Source organism: Cohnella hashimotonis (assembly GCF_030014955.1).
GTDB classification, from domain to species: Bacteria; Bacillota; Bacilli; order Paenibacillales; family Paenibacillaceae; genus Cohnella; species Cohnella hashimotonis.
Window position 1 is genome coordinate 5,781,885 of sequence record NZ_JAGRPV010000001.1, and the last position, 21,957, is coordinate 5,803,841.

The following is a 21,957-nucleotide window of genomic DNA, read 5'->3' on the forward strand; positions in this document are numbered from 1 at the left end:
ATCCCCTATTCGCAGTCAAATGCCTTATGCCTACAAATATGTAGGTCGGTACCTAGGGGATTGTGCGGATGCCTAGGAAGGAAGACGAAAACGGAGTTAACGGGCCGCTTCGCGTGGTAATATGAAGTATTCCTATGTTCGCTTGGAGGGAGCCAATGGACTTTAAGTATTCGATTGTGAATGATGATAACGATACAGTCCTGGGTTTCTGCAATGAGGTAAATATACGAAAAGCGGACGATGAATGCTGCTCAGTACTGCGTTTATATGACTTGAAGTTAACAGAAAAACATAGGAAGCTGCCTACAACAACCCTCTCAAACTTTCGTCTCCATATTTTAAGCCTGGATGGTAAGAACCTGGGCGGATACTCTTTCTCTCCACGTAACCATTTCAAATTACAGTTTCTAGAGACTACGCAAGGTCCTACTGATATCGAGGTTCGCTTTTCGGAAGCCCCCCTCCCTTTCGCCTTTGAGGTGTGGAACCGTTTGCGTGAGCGTCCTAATGATCCGGGTCAATGGCATTCCTGTTCTCACGGAGAGAAACAAGCCTGGTTACAGGTTTTACGTTTGAGATGCAATAAACCTCAAATAGACAGGAAAGGACAAGTTCTTTCCGTTGATGGAAGTATAATTCAAGATGAAGAAACGTTTTTCATTGCCCTAGGAGAAGCCATAAATGGCCCTTTTGGCTATTATGGAGCGGACCTGGATGGGCTTGCGGATTGTCTATGCGGGGGGTTCGGTTTGATTCCACCGTTTACATTAACGTGGACAAACTTTCATAAATCGTTTAACAATGGTTTATTAGCTCATGAAAAATTCATTGCTTTGTTGCTTCATTTGCTTACTAGCAGCGGCTGTGATGTACATTTAACGGCATCATCCGAGAAGGTAAAAACGATGGTTGATATCAAAGTTTAGGAGTTGTATGAATGAAGGAGAAAGTCATTCAAGCGTACGATAGACTCGCAAAAGACTACGAAATGCATGTGGATACGCAGAGCGGACATAACGCTTATTACGAACGACCGGCCATGATGGAGCTTTTGCCGGCGGATATGGACCAACTGTCAGTCCTGGATGCCGGTTGCGCTGCGGGATGGTATACGGAGCAGTTTATCAAAAAAGGGGCGCAGGTAACGGCGATCGATATGAGTCCTGAGATGGTCGAAGCCTGTAAAAGGCGAGTCGGCGATCAAGCAGCGGTGTTCACCTGTGACATGACCGATCCGCTGCCCTTTATGGACGAGGCCTTCGACCTTATCGTTAGCTCTCTAACCCTACACTACATTGACGATTGGGCGCCCACCTTCCGTGAATTCCATCGCGTGCTGAAACCAGGGGGAAGCTTCGTTTTCTCGGTTCACCATCCCTTCATGGATTTTAAACACTTCAATCGCCCGGACTACTTCGCTCACGAGTTATTGGCCGAGATATGGGATAAAAAAGAAGCGGGTCCTGTGGAGGTCACTTTCTTCAGGAGACCCCTTCAAGAGATTATGAACGTCACGTCGGCCCAGTTTATCATTAACCAAATCATCGAGCCAAAACCAAGCCTGGCATTCAAGGATATGCCCGAGGCAAAGGATTGGTATACGAGATGGTACGATCGTCTGGCGACGAATCCGCATTTTTTGATCGTGAGGGCTTGTAAGCCCCAATAAATCCGCAAAGGAGAATTCTGAAATGAAAACGATCAAGCGCATGATGGAACACATGTATTGGGCGGACGGACGTATCTTGGACGCGCTCGAGGGGAGCAAGACGAAGGACAAGGACCTTCTAAAGTTGGCACGGCACGTCGCGGTCGCGGAGCACGTCTGGCTATCCCGCTTGCAAGGCAAGGGCAGCGCGCAATATTCGTTGTGGGAGGACACGGAAGACCTGTCGGCGATCCGGAAGATGTTCGAGGAAAACGCCGAGCAATATCGCCTCTATATCGAGGGGCTTGAGGAGTCCGAGTTAGACGAGACGGTCGACTATGCGAACCAGAGCGGGATTAAGTTCCAAACGTCCATCCGCGACATCCTGTCGCAAGTACTCCTGCATGGACAATACCACCGGGGACAGATCAACCGGGGGCTTCGGATGGAATCGGCAGAGCCTGTCCAAGTCGATTACATCACCTTCGCGAGGCCTAAACGTGGATGATAAATCAACGACTGATGCTGCGCTAAAGGTGAACCGGTGGCCTAAAGGTACCATAGCGGCTGGTCACCGTCACACCATCGGTCTACGATCCGACGGTACGGTGGCGGCAGTAGGCGACAATAAACTGGGCCAATGTCATGTAAGCGACTGGCGCAACATTGTAGCGGTCGCGGCCGGCAACGTTCATATGGCGACAAACACGGGGAATTCGCATACCGTCGGCCTTCAATCGGACGGTACGGTGGTGGCCGTGGGCTGGAACAAGCATGGCCAATGCGATGTAAATGACTGGTGCGATATCGTGGCTGTCTCGGCAGGATGGCGTCGTACCGTCGGACTCAAATCGGATGGCACGGCGGTGGCCGCAGGCCGAAATCATGAAGGCCAATGCGAGGTAACCGACTGGCGCGATATCGCGGCGGTATCGGCGGGCGACTGGCATACCGTCGGGCTTCGATCGGACGGCACGGTGGTGGCCGTCGGCAATAATCGGTATGGCCAATGCAACGTAAACGGTTGGCATGAGATGGCGGCAGTCGCGGCGGGTTACCTCCATACCGTCGGTCTGAAGTCGGATGGTACGACGGCGGCTGTGGGGTTAAATCGGCATGACGAATGTGACGTGAGCGACTGGAGCGGTATTGTGGTGATCGCGGCGGGTAGTTATCATACCATCGGGCTCAAATCGGACGGCACGGTGGTGGCTGCGGGGAAGAACGAGCACGGCCAGTGCAACGTAAGCGGCTGGCACGATATTGTGGCGGTGGCGGCGGGCTGCGCGCATACGCTTGGCCTCAGGTCGGACGGCACCATGGTTGCCGTGGGCAGCAATGAATATGGCCAATGCGATGTAGGCGGCTGGCGTGGCGTTGGACTTGGCGATATTGGGGAGGCGTGCGATTGAAAATTATAACCTTTTTGTATGGAAGGTGAAAAAGATAGCTCTTTTAAATCGAAATATTTTCGATTTGTCTATTGGTTCATGGTTGTTTTTTATGGTCTATTCAATTCATTTAATGATCCAAGGCTTAAAACGAGAAGCGAAGAAAGGTTAGAAAGGTGATAACTTCGAACCAAGAATGACTACCGTCAATCTGGAGGATGCCGTGCCCGGACAAAAATTTTCCTGCATACCCCAAATCAGCTATGATAGAGGCTTGATCTCATGGATAAACAAGAAAGAAAATTTCGAATCGATCAGCTAAAAGGAAAAGTAAAAAAGGAAGTACAAACTCATACTTTGTTTGATGAATGTATTCATTCATTAGGTGAAAATACAAAAATATATAGTTTGGACGAATCCGTTAGAGTTATTGCCAGGTTAGTTATGTCGATTCCTTTTACGGACTGGGGACGAATTGACTGGAATTCGGTTGAGCAGAAATTCACCATTCATGATATTGGTGAAATAAGAAAATTAAATGCGTTTGAAATCGAGGATGAGTTATTAATTATTTGGGATGAGATGAATTTACCTGTGATAGAGAGCTCATTGGAAAAGATCCTTAATCATATTGATGATGTTGAGGCAGTTGGATTCAATACTTGGATTGTAAACACGGAAATGAATAAAATTATTGAGATACACCATGAGGGTGGGATAATCGTTGGAATTCTTACATAAAGGAGCGGCTGCCACAGCACCCATATGAAGTAACCGGGCAGGATTGCGCACTCACATCGCGAATCTTTCGTGCTGACAACGATATTTTATATAGGCTAAGGGGATTCCAATGGACAACTGGTACAAGATCATACAAGACCCCAATAAAGATATGTATCAAAAGCTTGATGAGCAGGTAGACGAGTTCTGGCATTGGTCCAAATCCGTCAAGCAAGACCTAGAATGGGAGACCAACTATCCGCACTGGACTATCCTAAACACCATTTTTAATAGCATAATTGAAACGACAGACCCTAATAAATGGGATCGAAGAACAATCAATAACTTACTTTATATTTTAGGGAGAGATAATGAATGTGAATTGCTGATCCAAAAACTTAGTGAATTCCCCGCAAGCTTTATATTCCTATCTGAAGAAGGAATCCATTATCCCGACCGCGACGCCAAATGGCAGTTAGCTCATTATTTAACGAAATGTACATCAACCCATTTTTCTGAAGCAGAACAACTTCTCATCAAATATTACGAGGATGAAAACGAGTACGTCAAAAGACATGCCCTTTTAGCATTAGGGATTATCAAATCAAATTACGCAGAAAAATGTGCGCTGAATTCATGGAGTACAGGAATTAAATATCAAAGGATAGCTGCGCTCCAAGTCCTTAAGCAATTAGACTCTCCTCATTATGATAAGCTCCAACGTTGAACGACTGACATCTGACTGGGCGACATTTTTAATGATCCAAGGCTTAAAACGAGAACCAAAGAAAGGATAGAGCGACATGGAACATGTATCGATTGCAGATCAGCAGGAATCCATAAAATCTTTGCGTTCGACAATCAGCAAACTGGAAAATGCCTTATCCCAGATGACTGAAACCGGCGCAAGTACGACGCTAGTGAAGAAACGACTCAAAGCTATTAACGTTGGCCTAGCTATGCTAGAAAACGTTTGGCATCAAAGCCCCCACGACTATACCCTGGAAGACTTAACAGAAGCCCGTATGGTGATCACGGGTTTATTTCCATCCATTGAAAACAGTTATACGAAGTCAAAGGCAGGCAGTCCCCAAAAAACGCTTTTGGAAAGACGAATAAAAGCGTTGGAGCTTGCCCTTCATGCAATTGAATTTATTATAAAATTGTAGTTTTCCGGATACGCGCAAGTAAGCACCAATTTATTTCCCCAATCGGGATTCATAATCAAATTCCTTTATTATGGATAAACTTTGTGTTATGATTCTGTTGCTGTAAAAATTAATCGTAATGAGGTGAGGACAATGAAAACAAAAACAACATATATGTCCTATCCTCCTATTGCTGCTTAGTTACCGATTACCTTAACGAATACATTAGGCCCTGAGGGTAGGTTTTCCCTCGGGGCTTTTATATTTTAGGCATAAGAGAAAGTTTAAGCTTTCTTGCCGGTCTATGACAGCCACTCTGGGAGTGGCTGTCTTTTTTATATTTTGCAATAGCCCGGGATTACATCGTTTGGGGGGATCGGTATTGAACTTGCGTTACTTCGTAAGGCATTCATCTTTGGCGGGAAATGGTCGCTGCCTTGTTCCAAAGGATAAGGGGCCACCTTCTTAACCTAACGTTTCAGCTTCGACACGGTTCTTGTGTGACTCACCGCTTCTCAAATCGGAAAGGATGATGCTTTATTAAAAGACTCGCTCAATATTTTCGTTCCTTGCAATCCGGACAGTCGTCTTACAATTTGATTTATGAGGGCTCCTACTATAATCAAGGGGCAATAATAAGCGACCCCACGTATTGGAATCATGATGTTGCCTATTTCATTGAACGGACCCACAAGCTCACGCCGGATATACCGTGCATCACCATAAAAATACCCTACGACCGTCTTCATTTAGATGAAAAGATCGAACCGGTGGTTCTCTCCGATTTTGCATTAAGAAAATGGATCAGTCACATAGAAGCATTGAACGAATCCGTTTATAACCGATCGCGTTCCGATAAAGAAAACGGTGTTTTTTATAGTTTCCGTCCGACCAGCGTGGTGTTGCAGCGTAATGCCTCCTTCGTCGAAGTCATCTCTGACATTTGGTATCTATGCTTAATGATCACGGTTCAACTTCCATTCCAGAACAACGATAAAGCGATGCGCATGCTCTGCAAGATGCTTCCAAGAGAAGTGGAGGAATTCATAGCCAACTTTAATCTTGCTCAATTGCACGCTGCTAGTGAATTGGTCAAAACACAAAATAGTATTCGCGAATGGCTGAAATCGAGCGATTACAGCGCGTTTATTGCGAATGGCAGCATTTTGCCGAGAAATAAGGACAATAGCGGTCCATTGGAAGACGCTTTGCCTTTTACATCCCCGGAAGACGTTGAAGTTGAAATTTGCGGCTTGCGAGGAATGGGCATCAAACGGGGAGTAACGGTCATCACCGGCGGTGGCTATTCGGGTAAAAGCACATTGCTCGACGCCCTCAATTCAGGGATTTACAATCACTGTATAGGGGACGGACGAGAATTTGTGATAACGGATCAAAGCGCCATGGAAATATCGGCAGAGGAAGGGCGTTCCATCAGCAATATTAATATTACGCCTTTCATTAAATGGATCCCCCATCGTTCTGTTGATCGGTTTTCGACGGACTACGCTTCAGGCTCCACATCCCAAGCCGCCAACATTATGGAGGCCATCAACTACGGATGCAAGCTCCTTCTTATTGATGAAGACAGAAGCGCGACAAACTTTATGATTCAAGATATCAAAATGCGTTCATTAATCAAGCATGAACCCATTACGCCTTTTACGGAACGTGTCCGGGAACTCTATGAAAATGCCGGCGTATCTTCCGTGCTTGTTATCGGAGGCAGCGGCGAGTTCCTAGCCGTCGCCGATCAGGTCATCTTGATGGACCATTTTGTGCCGATAAACGTAACCAAGGAAGCAAAAAAATTATGCGAACACGATCAACCGCGCGAACGTATCCCCTATACAAGCTGGGAGATCAAAAGAGAAATAACCGCCGATCGCTTTTCGAGCTATCCCCAGGGCAGCGGCAGAGAAATGCTGATGGTCTCAACCATGGGGTACCTGACGATGGGTGACGAACAAGTGGATATCAGAGGGCTTTACAACATCACGTCGCACGCCCAGCTTGCAGCGATCGCCTTTTTGATTCGCAAAATCGCGATAAGTAATCAGGATCGCCTCATCCCTCTTCATGAGAAGATCGAATCGGGTCTCGAAGATATGGAGAGAAATGGCGTGGATATCGTATTTTCTTCTTCTTTTCCCGATTTCGATAGATGGCTGGAATTGCCACGAATGAATGAAGTGTTAGCTGTTATCAACCGAATGAAGCATTTAAATTTTATTCGTTATAGCTGATCAACCTGAATGGATTCATCTGATTGCATTCATGCACCAACTGGAGATCCGGAAGCCAAGCGAAAGAAATTTCGATTGGTTCATTCAACAGTTTTCGCAGAGGACGAATCGTGGGGGACTTCCTATGGCCTTGGTGGCAGTCGAGGATACTTTACCCGTGGGTAGCGTTACTCTTCTCGACCATCAATTACTTCCTCATTCAGATCTTATACCATGGGTTGCCATCCTCTTCGTTCTTGAACAATATCGGGGACTTGGTGTAGGAGGTCGATCGGTGGTTATGAGAAAGGAAATAGAACAATTATGACCTTAGCGGCCTATCGCGCTAAAGGGAGACCTAAAGCTCAATAAGGACGAAAAGGCAGCCGCATTGATGATGATTCGGCTGCCTTCTCTATGCTAACGGGAGTTTAGCCCAATAGGATTGTGATAAAATGGAAGGGGAATTTCTTTCATTATTTAAAGGAGAAGCTATGCGCATCGGAATTCTGCATGTTAATGGGATGAGAGGAGTGATTGATGTGAAATTTCTTTGTACAAGCATATTAATTGTTGGATTGCTAATTTTATTTGGTTGTTCAAATACTGCCGAAAAAGATGCAGAAGTCAGCCCGAAGTTTGTAAGTACGGGGATCGAATTGCAAGGCATAGAAGGGAAAATCGGTATCTTGGGACCGGGATTCGTGGCGAATCAGGCTAATAAATATATGTGGCATTTATGGGGAAGTAAAGCTGATTTAAACGGGAATTTTAAAGTCGATGCCATTAATTTAAAAACCGGTAATAAGGTAAATCCATTTACTCTAAATATCCCCATGTTATTGGGTGGTCCAAATAATGGTGCAGATGCTCATCTACCATCTACAATGAAGTTACCTGAACCTGGAGTTTGGCAGCTTAACGCTTATATTGACGAAAAGTTGTTCGGTAGTATTAATGTCGAAGTCAAAAAATTATAAAACTATCGGAGAACGTTCTTTATTAATAAACAAAAATTGTTGAAGTTCCCTTTATAGGTATGGACTTAGACGAAATAACCATATGCTCTGACACATTTACGAGTTTTCTAAAATATTTGGCTTCTTTGCCCGATTGAGCATTCTGGGATTTTCACTAAATCTGTAGATACTTGCAAGTACGCGCTAAGAATCAAATACAAATAGGATGAAGCAGATGCACCTCTGCCCCATCCTATTTTTGCTTGGCTTGATTATATGCCTCGCTAGTCTAAAGCGCTGACCTGGTTCTCCCCCAACACATCCTGCCGCAGCACCCACATGAAGTACAGCGCTTTGGCGGCTTTGGCGCGAGTGACAACGGTCTTGGGCTCGAAGGCCGTGCCGTTTGCTTTCCGGCCCCGGGCGATTCCGGCTTCCGAGCGGATCAGGCCGAGCTCGTACGCTTCCTTGGCTTTTGCGAATAACTCGGGGGCCATGGCTTCCGTGTCGGTCAGCTGTCCGAAGGAGACGAGCGGGTAGTACATCGCCCCTCTCGCGCCCGAATCGAGATTCGGATCGTAGCCGGGATCGCCGGGGACAACGGATGCGCCGTTGTAGTCGGTCATGAACCGCGGCTTGTCAGCAGGAAAACGGGCATGGTAGGCGTCGGCTAAGATGGCGGCCATCGTCTCGCGGGTCAGCTCGCCGTCCGGGTAGTCGGAGATAGACGATAAGGCAACGCCGAATGCTAGCGACAGCGCCAGCGTGAACGCGGACACGGTCATCGACTCGTCCGGGCGGAAGTTGCCCTGCGCATCCTTGTGCATGATGCCGAGTTGGATGAGCTTCTCGATCTGGTTGCGATAATAAGCGTCGGGGCCGGTCGTCGTGTCCTGCGTCATCTCGGGGAAGATTGCCGACCAATCGCCGGTCGAAGCCGCGTCGTTGACTGCCGGCAGCAGCAAGGACGAGATGGCGCCAGCCGTGAGATCTCCCGCTTGGCCCAGGCGGCATAGCTCAGTCGCGACAATGCGGGCAAACGGCTTGGCTAGCGCCTCCTTGTAGTGCGTGCCGTCGATCTTGTTCGCGGGATGGCCGTTGGCATAGCTGCCGTCGTTGGTCTTGCCCGGCGTCTCGCCGGCTTCGATGGACATGACGAAGGCGCTGACGGCGTCCGGGCCGGATTCGTTGTAAAACTTGAGGCTCTCCGCATTGAGATCGACCAGCGTGATCCCGGCGGCTTCGGCCAGGCGCTTCATCAATGCAGGAAACTGGCGGACGACGAAGGAATTCGTGAAAACGTCGGAGAGCGCATCGCCGTCCACTCTCGACATCGGCGTCACCATGACCGGGATGAGGCCGCGCGCGCGAATGGCCGGGAAATACAGCTCCGTCATGTATTTCGCGTACATCTCTTCGGTTGACCCGCGCCCGAAGCGCCGGAACTCGTCGTAGCTCTCGTCGTTGTGGCCGAACTGGATAAGAATGTAGTCGCCGACGCGGCCTTCGAGTAGAATCTCGTTGAGACGGCCTTCCCAGTACGAATTCTTGAACGAGCGGCCGCCCATCGAATAGTTGACGACGTTCACCCGGTCCGCGTCGAAAAGCGAGCCGATGATCTGTCCCCAGCCGCTCATAGGCGCTTCGTCGAAGGTGTACGTCTTGACCGTCGAATCCCCGAGTAGGAAAAGATTCGGCACACGTCCGTCCTCTCTCTTCTGCGGGGGCAGCGGTTCGAGCGTGATCTCCGCCAGTCCGACAGGAACGCCGATCCCGGTTGGCTCGATCTCGACTTCAATCGCATCGTATCCGTTGACATACGTATATGTCCACTCGCGGTCCGCAGCCTCAGCCTTGAAGCGGATCGGCAGTAGCTTCGCCGAATCCCAGTGGCCGTCGTGGAGCAGACGGTCGCCGTGCATGCCGGATACGGAGACGGTCGTCTGCGCGGCTTCCGAGGTCAGCTTGACGCGGATGCGATAAGCGCCGGGCGGCGCGTCAATGCGGAACGCCATGCCGTAGCGGTTGTATTCGTCGGCCTCGAAGCCCGGCTCGGCGTCGAACGCCGTTTCCACGATCGAGAAACCCGAGCCGTCCGACCGGATGCCAGCGGTATGAACGGTTCTGGGCGGCAACGCGCAGGTCTCCTCGACGAATCCGTATCCGACCGTTGGATCGTAGAGCGGCGCGCGCCCATCCGCGCCGAGCGTCACGGCCAGATACCCGGGTTTGGGTTGTTCGGTAAAATTAAATTTTTGTGCAAGCCCCTCCGTCATGCGTGAGGCACCTCCTTACTTCTGTCCGCCGACCCGCGCCGACACACGAAACCAGTCTGCCTCCAACTGCCCGCCGCCGGAACCGGACGCGAACAAGCCGAGCTTGGCGCCGACCCAGTGGCCTTCCGAAGCTTGGAACGCCTTTGCCGGGACCTCGGCATACGATGCACCATCGTCCAGACTGTAGCTGTAAACGTAGCTGGCATCGGCCGAAACCTCGACCCGCAAACGGACGATCTCCGTCCCTGCCAGCGGGAGCGACCATGACTCGGCTTCGCCCGTCTTGTCGCCCGAAGCGAGATAGAGGGTCAGCGGGCTATTGGAAACGCCGGCGTCATCTGCCTTTACAGCGTTCGCCGTTCCTATGCGCACAGCCAGGCAGCTGTACCGATAGCCGAACACGATCAGCCCGCCGCTGTCTCCGTCCTTAAGGCCCATCGCGTCCACGAGGCATTCGGCCGCAAACGCCGGCGCCGGGAACTTCTGCATCAGCAGGTTCGGCGCCATATACAGTCCGCCATTCTCCCCGGTCCGCGGCACGACATGCAACCGAATAAAACCCGGCCGCGTCGACAGATCAAACCAGCGCATGTCCGGATTCGCCTGCCACTGCCATTGCAGTCCAAGCTGCGGCGCGTCAAATTCATCCGACGTGGCCGGCACCTCTACCGCGCACGCTTCGCCCACATTCGGCTTGCGCCAGCGCAGCACCGGCTCCCCGATCGCTTCGCCGGATCGCCGCTCGCCCATGACCGGCCAGCCGTCTTCGTCCCAGCTCATCGGCTGAAGATGAACGACCCGGCCGTACGGCCCCTTGTCCTGGAAATGCACGAACCACGACTCGCCCGACGCCAGCTCCACCCAGCCGCCTTGATGCGGGCCGTTGACCTCCGTTTCACCCTGATGCAATGCGATCCGGTCCTCGTACGGCCCCCAGACGCTATCCGAGCGGAACACCGTCTGCCACCCCGTCGCGACGCCGCCCGCCGGCGCAAAAATATAATAATAGCCGTCGCGTTTATAAAACTTCGGCCCCTCGAGCGTCGGATGCTTGTCCGTCCCGTCGTAGACAATCCGGCCCTCGCCCAGTACCGACCGGCCGTCCGCCGACATCTCGCAGACGTTCAGCTTGTGCTTGATGCCGCTGCGGCTGTGCGCGTACGCGTGGATGAGATACGCCCGGCCGTCCTCATCCCACAGCGGGCAGACGTCGATCAGCCCCTTGCCCGGCTTCACCAGATGCAGCGGCGCCCATTCCCCCGCGGGATCGTCCGCGGTCGTCATCAAGATGCCGACGTCGGGATCGCCGTAGTAGATCCAGTACTTGCCCGCATGGTAGCGCAGGCTCGGCGCCCAGACGCCACCCCCGTGCTGCGGCGCATCGTATCCAGCCAGCGGCATGCGGGGCACGGCATGGTTGATCAGTCGCCAGTTGACCAAGTCCCGCGAATGCAAAATCGGCAGCCCGGGCACATGCCCGAAGCTTGATGCCGTCATATAGAAGTCGGACCCGACCCGGATGACGTCCGGATCGGAATAATCCGCGTGCACGATCGGATTGAGATAAGTGCCGTCGCCCTGATCGGGCACCCACGGATGCTGCGCCACGCGAGCCCCTCCTTTTCGCCTCAAAGTTACCGCTCCGACCGACTATTCCTGCGCCAAATAACGCTCGATCTCAAGCGCGCACAGCAGCAGCGGACCGATGCCCATATAGTGATCCGAGACGATCGCTTCCGAAATGTAATAGTCGAACGTGCCGTTGCGATCCTTGCTTAAGCCCGCGCCGTTGCAGATCCGGTGCAGATGCACGCCGTCCGCGTCCTCCGTGACGAGCCGTTCCTGGATGCCCTGCCAGCCCTTCAGCGCCGCATCGCGGAAGCCGCCGCTCAGATAGCCGAGGCGCAGCGCCTTGGTCATCGCATAGACGAACATGATGCTGCCGGACGCCTCGAGGTAATTGCCCTTGCGATCGCCTTGATCGAGCACCTGGTACCAGAGGCCGCTGGCCGGATCCTGTACGCGAACCAAGGCATGGCACATCCGTTCGAAAATGCCGATGATCGTCCCGCGCTTCGGATGCGCGACTGGAATATGATCGAGGCAGTCGACGACCGCCATCGCGTACCAGCCCATCGCCCGGCTCCAGAAGTTCTTCGAAAGGCCCGTGCTCGCGTCCGCCCACTCCTGCTCGCGCGCCTCGTCCCAGCCATGATAGAGCAGCCCCGTCCGCGGATCGCGCGTCCGGCGCTCGACCAGCAGCAGCTGATGCGCGACTTCGTCCGTCAGCTCCGGGCGCTCCATCACTTTCGCATACTCCGCCAGAAACGGCGATGCCATATACAAGCCGTCCAGCCACATCTGGAACGGATAGATCTTCTTATGCCAGAAGCCGCCCTCCGACGTGCGGGGCTGCCCGATCAACTGCGTCGCCAGCGTATCGGCCGCCTTGGCGTACCGTGAATCGCCGCCGCGCGCCAGCAGCGGAAACAGATTTTTGCCCTGATTGATCTGGTCGAGGTTGTACTCCTCCAGCGAATACGTGGCGATCTTGCCGTCCTCGGCGATATAGTGGTCCATGTGCAGGCGCATAAAGTGGAAATAACGCTCGTCGCCGATCTGCTCGCCCGCCCGCGCCATCGACATCAGCAGCATCCCCGGGACGTACGCCCAGCGTTCGAGCGGATACGGATGGTAGCCGTCCTCCCCGCACTGCCGTATAATCGTGTCTGCGATCCGCGTCGACCAGGCCGTTTGCTTCGTTATCGATTCGGTTGTCATCGTGTGTCATGCCCCTCTCTCGTTATCCAGGTACGCCGTCAGCCGCAGCTGCTTCCGCAGCCACGCATACGCCGGTTCCCCGTGAATCTCATGCCCGCCTTCGAAAAAGTCCGCCTGCACGGCTTCCGTCGCGCCGGCTTCACCATATAGACGCTTCAACTGTTCGTAAGCCTTGAGCGCCGGCTCGCGCGGGAATACGCGGTCCGTATCGCCCGACTCCAGGAACAAGCCTCTCGGCGCGATCAGCCCGAGCAGGTCAGGCATCTCCGCTTCCGGCAGCAGGCCTGGAATGTAGTTGTCCAGGCAGTGATTACGGTCGAGAATGCTCTCCTCGAACAAGCTCGCATACCCGCTGACCACGGCGCAGCAGATGCGCGGATCGAGCGCCGCCGCGAAGCCCGCCACGAGGCCGCCGCCGGAGATACCCATGATGCCGATGCGCGACGGATCTACCTCGGCACGGCTCTGCGCATAGTCGATGGCGGACTTCGTCTCCCTTACCCGCAGGCCCGCAAGCGTGCGCCCGGTCATAAAGAGATGAACCGCCAGCCGGAAGCACGAGGACTGGCCCGGACCCTGCGCAATGTCCTCATTCAGCCTGCGGTCGCCGAAGCCCGCCAGCTCCGGCGCGATCGCGACGAACCCCTGCCGGGCGAGCGACACCGCAAAGTCCTTGTGCAGCCCGGCCGCGCCCGCCCGCTCGCTCCCGTCCGGCTCCAAGCCGACGATCTCTCGCGCCCCGTAGCCGTGGCCGTGAAGGGCGATGACCGCCGGCAGCTTCGCCGCTTCTGAGTCCGCGCCGGTCGGAACGAGCACGTACACGCGCATCCGCAGCCCTTCGACCGTGCCGATCTCCACAAGCTCGCGCGTATAACCGTCGCATGCGACCCGCTCCAGCAGCTGCGGCTGCGGATCGTCCCCGGTCTCCGGAAATGCGCCGAGCAGTCGGCCGAACGTCTCGATCAGCTTGCCTCTCGCCTCGTCCGTTATCGGCAGGCCTCGCGCCTCCCGTTTCTCCGCCGCCTGATGCTTCAGCGTATCCAGATAATGCTCCAGCTTCATCGCGAATCCCTTCCTTTTCTCATCAACGGCCTTCTATTCTATCAACAGAGCCTTATATTCGATCAGCAGCCTTCGCTCAATACCCTTCCGGATGCCAGCCGCCGAAAATCTCGATAATCCGGTAATCCGCCGCCTCCGCCGCGGACAGCTGCCGCGACCATGCGACCCGCGCCCCCAAGTCGGCGCCCGGCCCGCTGCTCGCAAACTCCTCGTACCTGCTCGTCCCTTCGCGATCCGGCTGCCCCCAGTTGTGCCAGCCCTCTGCCGCCACCGAACCGTCCATGACCGTCCGGATGAACGCGACATGCGCGTACGGACGCCACGGCCGGCCGAGGTAAACGTCCCTTACGCCTTCGCCGCTCGTAATCTTGCAGTCGAGGAACACGTACCCGAACCGCGTCCCCTCCGGCGTCGAGGCGGCGGTAATATAACCGCGCGACCGCTTGTTGTGCAGCGTGCACCGGTCGAACACCGCCGTAGCGGCGCCGAAAATGTAATCGACGTCCCCTTCGATATAGCAGTCGTTATAATATTGCAGGCCTTGGCCCGTATATAGCGTATCCTGATCGCCCAGCAGCGCGGCATTGCGGAACACCGCCCGCCCCGCGTCGACGAACGCTGCGACGGCCTGGCCGGTGCCCGGTCCGGATGCGTTGCGGATCGTCATATTCTCTACGGTGAACGACTCGGCCAGCACGTTGAGCGTGCCCGAGCGGAACGTGCCGAGCGGCTGCCCGTCGGCGCCCAGCGTATGGGCGTTGTCCGACCAGGTCAGAATCGTCCGCTCCCGGTCCTCGCCCAGCAGCAGAATCGGCGGCGCCGTGGCCGGAATCGTGATTTTTTCCTCGTATACGCCTGGCTTGATGCGGATCGTGACCGGCGCGCCGCCCGCTGTCGCGAGCGAATCGACGGCGTCCTGCAGGCGGCGATAATCGGCGTCTCCTTGCGCAGATACAGTGATCACCACAGCATGAGCTCCTTTCCAATACGAACCTTATTCATTATAATCTAGGATCAAGAGCCGCTGCCCGATACGGAGGAATGACGATGTCCGCCTCGATGGACGCAACGCCCAAATATTTCGTGGAAAATGGAAGCGTCAGCATTCAGCGCATCAAGCGCCACGGCGTGACCGCAATGCCGCGGCCGCACAGCCACGATGCGGTGGAGCTGTATTACCTGCTGGACGGCGAGCGCGTCTACTTTGTCGACGGCAAGGTGATCACGCTGCGAAAAGGCGAGCTCATCGCCATCGCCGGCGGCGTCATCCATTCGACGGCCAGCTCCGAGATCGCCGAGTTCGAGCGCGTCCTCATCCATTACGAGCCGTCCGCGCTGCCCGGCACGCTGCGGGGCCAGGTGCTGTTCGAGGCCGGCGAATCGTGCCGCGTCTTCGCGTTGAACCTGCGCGAGCGCGAGGAGGCCGAGCGCCTCATGCGCCGGATGCTGGAGGAATGCGCGCTAGCGCGGCCTTACTACGAGCCGTGCTGCGTGTCGCTGCTCGCGGAGCTGACCATTCTGCTCGGGCGCTCCGAGCGGTCGGCGGCGGCCGGTGCTTCCCGGGACGCGCTGCATGCCAAGGTATCCGAGGTCGCCGAATATTTGCAGCGGCATTACCGCGAATCACTGACGTTAGCGGATACGGCCAAGCACTTTTACCTCAGCAGCTCGTACCTGAGCCGCGTCTTCCACCGGCTGACCGGCTTCCATTTCCGCGAATACATCCTTCATCTGCGCGTCCGGGAGGCCCAGCGACTGCTTGCCCATACCCGCAAGCGCATCTCCGACGTCTCGCTCGACGTGGGCTTCGAGCATCTGTCCCACTTCAACAAAGCGTTTAAGCAGGCGTGCGGGCTGACGCCCATGCAGTACCGCAAGCTCGCCAAGGCGGACCCGGCGAGACAAGCCGAGGTCTAGCGGATATCCGTGTTCGTGCAGGCATGGAGCCGGATCTCCGGCTCTGAAGTAACCTGCAGCCGCAAGCCCCGCAGCGTCAGCCGGTCGGCATGGCGTGCGACGACGCCAGTGGCCGTTTCCGCCGTGAAGTTTTCCACCGTCAAGCCTTCGAGCGGCAGCTCCGGCAGCCCGTTGATCAGCAGCGCCGTCTGCGCGCCCACGCAGCTCAGATCGCGCAGCGTAATATTGCGGATGACCGGCGTCTCCTCCGTCACTTCATAAGTCTGCTCATCGTAGCCCTCCGAGCCTTCCTTGCCCGCGTAAAACAGATGGAACGACACCGCCTCGAGCGGGATACCAGACATATGAATTCGCTCCATGACGATGTCCTCCACGACGCCGCCCCGGCCGCGCGCGCTCTTGAAGCGAATGCCGATATCGGTGTTCATGAACAGGCAGTCGGAAACGCGAACCGCCCGCACGCCGCCCGACATCTCGCTGCCGACGACGACGCCCCCGTGCCCGTGATACACCGTGCAGTCGCGGATCGTCACGAATTCGCACGGCAGTCCGCGCCGCCGCCCTTCCTCGTCCTTGCCCGACTTCAGGCAGATCGCGTCGTCGCCGACATCAAACGTGCAGCGCTCGACGAGCGCGTGCCGGCAAGATTCCAGGTCCAGTCCGTCGCCGTTCTGCGAGTACCAGGGATTGAGCACCGTCACGTCCCGCACCGTCGTCTGCTCGCAGTCCATGAGGTGCAGGCACCAGGCAGGCGAGTTCTGAAACGTCGGTCCGTCCAGCAGGACGCGCTTGCAGCCGCGCAGGCTGAGCATCGCGGGACGCAGATGCGCCCGCGCCGGCATGTAGGCCTCGGGGTCGGTCACGCCTTGCTCGCGCAGCTGATGGACCAGGGCCTCCCCGTCCCGCGCTTCGGCGGTCGGCCACCACATCTCGCCGCCTTCGCTGAGCACACCGCCCGACTGGAGCAGTTTGCGCCACTGGTCATCGGTCATCTTGAATCGCTTGACCGGGCGCCAGCCTTCGCCGCAGCCGTCGAACACGCCGCTGCCCGTGAACGCGATGTCCTCTAGCGCTTCGCCGTCGAGCGGCGACAGGCAGCGCACGGCCGATTGGCCCTCGTACTGCGTCGCGACCAGCGGATACAGTGTCGGGTCCGACTCGAAGCGGACGAGCGCGCCCGCCTCGGCGTGCAGCGCTATTCGGCTGCGCAGCCGGAGCGGCCCCGTGCGCCAGATGCCCGCGGGGATGCGCACGGTGCCCCCGCCCGCCGCAGCGCAGTCGTCGATCGCGCGCTGCAGCGCGTCCGTGCACAGCGCGAGCGGATCGGGCGCCTCGACATAGTCGGCGAGCGAGAACGTCCGGTCCGGGATGTCCGGCAGCGCGGGGATCGGGTAGGCTTGGTCTTCGGGTTTTGGTTGGTCCCGGTGTTTGGCTTGGTCTTGTGCCGCTTTGGTCTGTGCCGTCATCTGCGTCTCCCCTCCCTTAAGCGTCCGCCGGTTCATAATCGAACCAGTCGAAGTACGCGTAGTTGTCGGTGTCGGTGTCGGTGTCGGTGTCGGTGTCGGTGTCGGTGTCGGTGTCGGTGTCGGTGTCGGTGTCGGTGTCGGTGTCGGTGTCAGTGTCGGTGTTCGCATCGCGGCCTGCCACGTGACTGTCCGCTGAGCCAGCCTCGCGATCTGCCACATACCCTGCCGCCGGGCCGGTCTCGGGACCAGCCCCGCTGCCTGCCTCGCCACTTGCCTCCTGGCTCGCGGCATACATACCAATGTAGGCGCCGGTAAACCCGCCCGCAATATCGGTGCTCAGCAGCGTGCCGTCGGCGTCTTCGAGCAGCGTCCGCCACTCCGATGCGCCCGGCTCCCGCCAGCTGAACGCGTACCGTTGGCCGTCCGCCTCGGCGCGCAGTTCCAGCGCTTCGCCCGCGAACGCGGCCGTCGCCAGCACCGTCTCTTCGCCCCGGCGCCGCTGCGTCAGCCGAAGCTCGGTACCCGCTCCGGCCTCGCCAATGCCGAACCGGCCGTACGTTAGCCGGAACTGGTTGTCCGCGTTCTGCAGCAGCACGAGCCCGGCCTCGTCGCCTTCCGCCTTCGGCGCGAAGCGCATCGCGGTCGCCGCAGCGAACGACATGTGCTGCTGCCTGCGGCCCACGAACGCCGGATTGTCGTTCCTCGTGATCGACGCAGGCTTCAAAGCAAGCCGCAGCGCGCCCGGCTGCGCCGCAAGGCTCCAAAATTCGCCGCGCGGCGTGCGAATAAAGTTCCAGCACGGCGCGAGCGCCGGCGCGTCGAAGTCGTCCCGCACCGCGGCCGCCGGCCAAGGCGTCTCGGGCAGATCCGGCGCTTCGCCTTCCAGCTCCACGACGCCTTTGCCCGGATTGACAACCGGCCACCCGTCCTCCCATGCGACGGGCACGAGGAACGTTTCCCGCCCGAGATTGCGATAGTAGCCGCCATAAGGACGGGACGCGAGGCACACCATCCACCAATCGCCCTTTTGCGTCTCGATCAGCTCGCCGTGGCCGACGTTGACGATCGGATAGCCGCGTCCCAAATGGCGGTGCGTCAGAATCGGATTGCCTTTGTAGCCCTCGAACGGTCCGGTCGGCGAGTCGCTGCGCGCGATCGTGATCGCATGCGTGTGGCCCGTGCCGCCTTCGGCGATCGTCAGGTAGTACATGCCGCCGATCTTGTACAGATGCGGCCCCTCCTGGGCATGGGCGACCTTGAGCGCGCCGCGCCACAGGCTGACCTTCGGTCCGACAAGACGCCCGCTCGCGACATCCAGCTCCTGCAGCCAGATGTCCATTTCCTTCGCGTATTGCTGGCCCTCGGGCGGTCGCCGGTTGCCCGTATAGTAGACTTTGCCGTCATCGTCGAACAGCAGCGACGGATCGATGCCCGGCGCGTCGTCCAGCCACACCGGATCGGACCAGCGGCCCGCCGGATCGGTCGCCGTGACGTAGAAGTTGCGGCATTCGAGGTCGTTCGTGACGAACGTCGTGATCATATAGAACACGCCGTCGTGATAGCGAATCGTAGGCGCCCAGATGCCTTTGGAGGGCAGAATGCCGTCCAGGTCCAATTGCGACGGGCGGTCGAGCACATGGCCGAGCTGGCGCCAGTTGACCAGATCCTTGCTGTGGAAGATCGGTACCCCGGGATAAAACTCGAAGCTCGAGGTGACGAGGTAATAGTCGTCGCCGACGCGAATGGCCGACGGATCCGGATAAAAGCCGGGGAGAACGGGATTGCGGAACGTGCGCATGCTGCGGCCTCCATTGCCTGACGTTGAAGAAGCAGCTTTAGTATAGTTGATGAAAACGTTAAATTATTGGCATTCCCGTGCTCATTTTTCATTTTTTTATACTTTCTTGTCCTCACACCTTCGATTGCCATGCAATAGACAGTTAACAATCGCCTCGACATCCTTTATAGTAAGTCTACAAAGGAGCGATGGGCATGAACGGGGAAAGACGGCTGAAAATCCGGTTTTTTATGAGCTTGACGTTAATCTCGATCTGTTCGGTGCTTGTCCTGGCTACCGCCCTTTTCTTCTGGTTCCGCGGCAAGACGATCGACTACGTCAACAAAGCCAACGATAGCGTGCTGCTGAACACGGAGACGGTGTTCGCCAAATATATGGATTCGGTGCAAAACTATACGCTCGCCTTCTACCGCCACCCGAACATCAACTCGGTCATGCAGAGCGGCGACAGCAGCTGGAGCGACCAGTTGTTCAGCGCGCTCAGCCAGATCAAGGGGACGCTCACCGTCAACCCGTATCTTGAAAACGCTTATATCATGGGCGCCGACGGTCCGGTCATGATGTTCGAGAACAATCCGCTCAGCAAGGCGTCCAAGCAGGAGCTGTACGAACGCATTCGGGACGGCTTGATCAAGGATTCGCCCTTCTTGTGGACCGCGACGCTCAACAACGGCGACAAGGAAACCGTCATGATGACGTACTACAACGACAAGGTGTACGCGAACAGCGAATACACCGGCGCCATCGCGATCTCGACCAATCTGGGCAAGCTTCAGGAGAACATCTTCACGGACGTCGCGGACAGCGATACGCACTATGCCGTGCTGAGCCCCGAAGGCGCCGTACTCATGCAGAGCGGTCCGCCGGGCGACGACTACGACGAGGCGCTGCTGCGGCGAATCGTCGGCGGGCGCAGCACGTCCGGCACGCTCGTCTGGAAGCCCGATCGCGGCCCCAAGCAGCTGATCACGTATCGCCTGGCCGCCAAGCAGGGGCTCTGGTATCTGTCTGAGACGTCTTACCGCAACAGCATCCGCGACATCTCCAACGCCATGGTGCTCCTGATCGCGCTATGCGTCGTCCTCGCGGCGGCTGCGGCGGGCGTCGCGGCGTTCGTGTCGCATCGCATGTACAAGCCGATCGGCGCGTTGTTCGGCAACATCCGCAGCCTGTCGGGCGAGCGTCTCGCCTTCGCGGGCGCGGGCGGCTTCGAGGAGGCGAACCGGGAGCTCGAGCGGATCGCCGGCCGGTTCGGCGAGCTCAAGCGCGAGAACGAAGACAGCGCGCTGCTGTCCTGGCTCACCACGCCGTACCGCTCGGGCGAAGCGGTGCCTTCGGCGCTGCCGCTGCTGAAGGGCGGCGGCCCCGGCAGCGCGGCCTTCTGCGTCGCGGTGCTGCGGCTGGACGAGCGCTTCGGCGAAGGCGAGGCCCCGACGGACGCGACCGACGCGGAGCGGATGGCGCGGCTTCGCGACCTGCCGCGGGCGGTCGAAGCTTTGTTCGAGGGTGCCTGCGCGTGCCGCGGCTTCTTCCCGAGCCCGGGGACGGCCGTGCTGATCGTCAGCGAAGCGCGCGAAGGCAGCTTCGGCGATCAGGGCATCGCCCGCGAGCGCTGGGAGGAGCTCGAGCAGCTGGTCCGCGCTTGGCCGGGGACGCAGGGCGCGCTTGGCGTGAGCCGGCTGTCCGCCGATCCTTCCCAGTTGAAGTCGCTGTACGAAGAGGCGAGAGATTGCCTGCAGTACATGAAGTTCCAGTACCGAACACCCGTCGTCTACGCCGAGGACGCCGCACAGCTGTCGGACGCGCCGATGCCGGATCAGACGCTCGAAGCCGTGCTGCAGGTCGTCCGCGAGCAGAAGCACGAGCTGATCCCGCGCGCGGTGGAGCGCGCGCTCGCTGAAGCCGGCGGCTATCGCGCCGAACAGGCGACGATCGCGCTGTCGCGGATCGCCTCGGAGCTGTCCGCCATCGCGGACACGGGCGCGGCCGGCGGAATCCCGCGGCACGCGGACTTCCTCGAACTGTACCAGCGCATCTGGAGCTTCGCCGGCTACGAGGAGCTAAGAGCGTGGCTCGAGCAATTAAGTTTCAGAGCCTACGAGAAATTAAAGGAACGCAACGCCGTGCAGACGCGTGACGTCGCCGGGGAAGCCATCGCCCATATCCGCAAGCACTTCGCCGATCCGATGCTGTCGCTGAACGCGCTAGCGGACAAGCTCGCGATCAGCCCGCCGTACCTGAGCCGCCTGATCACCGAATCGACCGGCAGCAGCTTCCCAGACTTCGTCAACCTCGTCCGGCTGGAGCATGCCCGTTCCCTGCTCGTGGACGAGCTAGAACTGGACATCCGCACCATCGCCGAGCGCTCGGGCTATGGCAGCAGCACGTACTTCACGACACTGTTCAAAAAGCGGTACGGCATGACGCCGACCAAGTGGCGGCTCAATCACATCGTGCAGCAGAGCGAATGACCGCAAGCGTCGTCCGCGAGTCTCGACCGCTAGCCTCGATCGCTAGCCTCGACCGCTAGCCTCGATCGCTAGCCTCGACCGCTAGCCTCGATCGC

General features: G+C 56.9%; 18 protein-coding genes. 11 read left to right on the top strand and 7 right to left on the bottom strand.

Going from position 1 to position 21,957, the window contains the following annotated elements:
- Positions 1–155 precede the first annotated feature (155 nt).
- The 9 genes from KB449_RS23325 (at position 156) to KB449_RS23365 (ending at position 8,112) form a co-directional block, all read left to right on the top strand.
- Complete coding sequence (locus KB449_RS23325) at positions 156–926, top strand: barstar family protein (RefSeq protein WP_282910643.1); 771 nt, start codon at positions 156–158, stop codon at positions 924–926.
- Positions 927–937: 11 nt separating this feature from the next.
- A complete protein-coding gene (locus KB449_RS23330; RefSeq protein WP_282910644.1) occupies positions 938–1,669 on the top strand; it encodes a class I SAM-dependent methyltransferase in 732 nt (243 codons plus the stop codon).
- A gap of 22 nt (positions 1,670–1,691) precedes the next feature.
- Positions 1,692–2,156 carry a DinB family protein gene (locus KB449_RS23335; protein WP_282910645.1) on the top strand — a complete coding sequence of 155 codons (465 nt, stop codon included), beginning with the start codon at positions 1,692–1,694 and terminating at the stop codon, positions 2,154–2,156.
- Complete coding sequence (locus tag KB449_RS23340; RefSeq protein ID WP_282910646.1) at positions 2,149–3,060, top strand: RCC1 domain-containing protein; 912 nt, start codon at positions 2,149–2,151, stop codon at positions 3,058–3,060. The genes KB449_RS23335 and KB449_RS23340 overlap by 8 nt, the downstream gene beginning before the upstream one ends.
- Before the next feature lie 261 nt (positions 3,061–3,321).
- Positions 3,322–3,780, top strand: a complete 459-nt coding sequence (locus KB449_RS23345; protein ID WP_282910647.1) for a CDI toxin immunity protein — start codon at positions 3,322–3,324, stop codon at positions 3,778–3,780.
- A 109-nt stretch (positions 3,781–3,889) separates the two neighbouring features.
- Positions 3,890–4,486, top strand: a complete 597-nt coding sequence (locus KB449_RS23350) for a HEAT repeat domain-containing protein (RefSeq protein WP_282910648.1) — start codon at positions 3,890–3,892, stop codon at positions 4,484–4,486.
- Positions 4,487–4,562: 76 nt separating this feature from the next.
- Positions 4,563–4,928 carry a hypothetical protein gene (locus KB449_RS23355; protein WP_282910649.1) on the top strand — a complete coding sequence of 122 codons (366 nt, stop codon included), beginning with the start codon at positions 4,563–4,565 and terminating at the stop codon, positions 4,926–4,928.
- Positions 4,929–5,503: 575 nt separating this feature from the next.
- Positions 5,504–7,153, top strand: a complete 1,650-nt coding sequence (locus KB449_RS23360; protein WP_282910650.1) for a P-loop domain-containing protein — start codon at positions 5,504–5,506, stop codon at positions 7,151–7,153.
- 434 nt (positions 7,154–7,587) lie between these two features.
- Positions 7,588–8,112 (top strand): DUF4871 domain-containing protein, encoded by a 525-nt coding sequence (locus tag KB449_RS23365; protein ID WP_282910651.1) that lies wholly within the window; start codon positions 7,588–7,590, stop codon positions 8,110–8,112.
- A gap of 263 nt (positions 8,113–8,375) precedes the next feature.
- On the opposite strand, the gene KB449_RS23370 is transcribed toward KB449_RS23365, so the two are convergent.
- The 5 genes from KB449_RS23370 to KB449_RS23390 form a co-directional block, all read right to left on the bottom strand.
- Positions 8,376–10,367: a GDSL-type esterase/lipase family protein gene (locus tag KB449_RS23370; RefSeq protein ID WP_282910652.1), complete on the bottom strand. Its 1,992-nt coding sequence runs from the start codon at positions 10,365–10,367 to the stop codon at positions 8,376–8,378.
- Positions 10,368–10,382: 15 nt separating this feature from the next.
- A complete protein-coding gene (locus KB449_RS23375) occupies positions 10,383–11,975 on the bottom strand; it encodes a glycoside hydrolase family 43 protein (protein ID WP_282910653.1) in 1,593 nt (530 codons plus the stop codon).
- A gap of 42 nt (positions 11,976–12,017) precedes the next feature.
- The gene (locus tag KB449_RS23380; protein ID WP_282910654.1) at positions 12,018–13,148 is read right to left on the bottom strand and encodes a glycoside hydrolase family 88/105 protein; all 1,131 of its coding nucleotides are present in this window, start codon (positions 13,146–13,148) and stop codon (positions 12,018–12,020) included.
- Positions 13,149–13,154: 6 nt separating this feature from the next.
- A complete protein-coding gene (locus KB449_RS23385; protein ID WP_282910655.1) occupies positions 13,155–14,210 on the bottom strand; it encodes a dienelactone hydrolase family protein in 1,056 nt (351 codons plus the stop codon).
- A 76-nt stretch (positions 14,211–14,286) separates the two neighbouring features.
- On the bottom strand, positions 14,287–15,177 hold the full coding sequence (locus tag KB449_RS23390) for a pectinesterase family protein (protein ID WP_282910656.1): 891 nt from the start codon (positions 15,175–15,177) through the stop codon (positions 14,287–14,289).
- An 80-nt stretch (positions 15,178–15,257) separates the two neighbouring features.
- On the opposite strand from KB449_RS23390, the gene KB449_RS23395 reads away from it, so the two are divergent.
- A complete protein-coding gene (locus KB449_RS23395) occupies positions 15,258–16,127 on the top strand; it encodes a helix-turn-helix transcriptional regulator (protein WP_282910657.1) in 870 nt (289 codons plus the stop codon).
- Here the strand turns inward: KB449_RS23395 and KB449_RS23400 are convergent.
- Both KB449_RS23400 and KB449_RS23405 read right to left on the bottom strand, forming a co-directional pair.
- Positions 16,124–17,593, bottom strand: coding sequence for a glycoside hydrolase family 28 protein (locus KB449_RS23400; RefSeq protein WP_282910658.1), 1,470 nt, complete (start codon positions 17,591–17,593; stop codon positions 16,124–16,126). The genes KB449_RS23395 and KB449_RS23400 overlap by 4 nt on opposite strands.
- Positions 17,594–17,609: 16 nt before the next feature.
- The gene (locus KB449_RS23405; protein ID WP_282910659.1) at positions 17,610–19,391 is read right to left on the bottom strand and encodes a glycoside hydrolase family 43 protein; all 1,782 of its coding nucleotides are present in this window, start codon (positions 19,389–19,391) and stop codon (positions 17,610–17,612) included.
- A 194-nt stretch (positions 19,392–19,585) separates the two neighbouring features.
- Between KB449_RS23405 and KB449_RS23410 the strand changes: the two genes are divergently transcribed.
- Positions 19,586–21,862 (top strand): AraC family transcriptional regulator, encoded by a 2,277-nt coding sequence (locus KB449_RS23410; protein ID WP_282910660.1) that lies wholly within the window; start codon positions 19,586–19,588, stop codon positions 21,860–21,862.
- Positions 21,863–21,957: the final 95 nt, after the last annotated feature.

Bases quoted from the DNA above. Each gene is read 5' to 3' on its own strand.
- KB449_RS23380 (WP_282910654.1), bottom strand. From the start codon at position 13,148: ATGACAACCGAATCGATAACGAAGCAAACGGCCTGGTCGACGCGGATC.
- KB449_RS23350 (WP_282910648.1), top strand. From the start codon at position 3,890: ATGGACAACTGGTACAAGATCATACAAGACCCCAATAAAGATATGTAT.
- KB449_RS23355 (WP_282910649.1), top strand. From the start codon at position 4,563: ATGGAACATGTATCGATTGCAGATCAGCAGGAATCCATAAAATCTTTG.
- KB449_RS23370 (WP_282910652.1), bottom strand. From the start codon at position 10,367: ATGACGGAGGGGCTTGCACAAAAATTTAATTTTACCGAACAACCCAAA.
- KB449_RS23405 (WP_282910659.1), bottom strand. From the start codon at position 19,391: ATGCGCACGTTCCGCAATCCCGTTCTCCCCGGCTTTTATCCGGATCCG.
- KB449_RS23400 (WP_282910658.1), bottom strand. From the start codon at position 17,593: ATGACGGCACAGACCAAAGCGGCACAAGACCAAGCCAAACACCGGGAC.
- KB449_RS23330 (WP_282910644.1), top strand. From the start codon at position 938: ATGAAGGAGAAAGTCATTCAAGCGTACGATAGACTCGCAAAAGACTAC.
- KB449_RS23325 (WP_282910643.1), top strand. From the start codon at position 156: ATGGACTTTAAGTATTCGATTGTGAATGATGATAACGATACAGTCCTG.
- KB449_RS23335 (WP_282910645.1), top strand. From the start codon at position 1,692: ATGAAAACGATCAAGCGCATGATGGAACACATGTATTGGGCGGACGGA.
- KB449_RS23410 (WP_282910660.1), top strand. From the start codon at position 19,586: ATGAACGGGGAAAGACGGCTGAAAATCCGGTTTTTTATGAGCTTGACG.
- KB449_RS23345 (WP_282910647.1), top strand. From the start codon at position 3,322: ATGGATAAACAAGAAAGAAAATTTCGAATCGATCAGCTAAAAGGAAAA.
- KB449_RS23385 (WP_282910655.1), bottom strand. From the start codon at position 14,210: ATGAAGCTGGAGCATTATCTGGATACGCTGAAGCATCAGGCGGCGGAG.
- KB449_RS23365 (WP_282910651.1), top strand. From the start codon at position 7,588: ATGGAAGGGGAATTTCTTTCATTATTTAAAGGAGAAGCTATGCGCATC.
- KB449_RS23395 (WP_282910657.1), top strand. From the start codon at position 15,258: ATGTCCGCCTCGATGGACGCAACGCCCAAATATTTCGTGGAAAATGGA.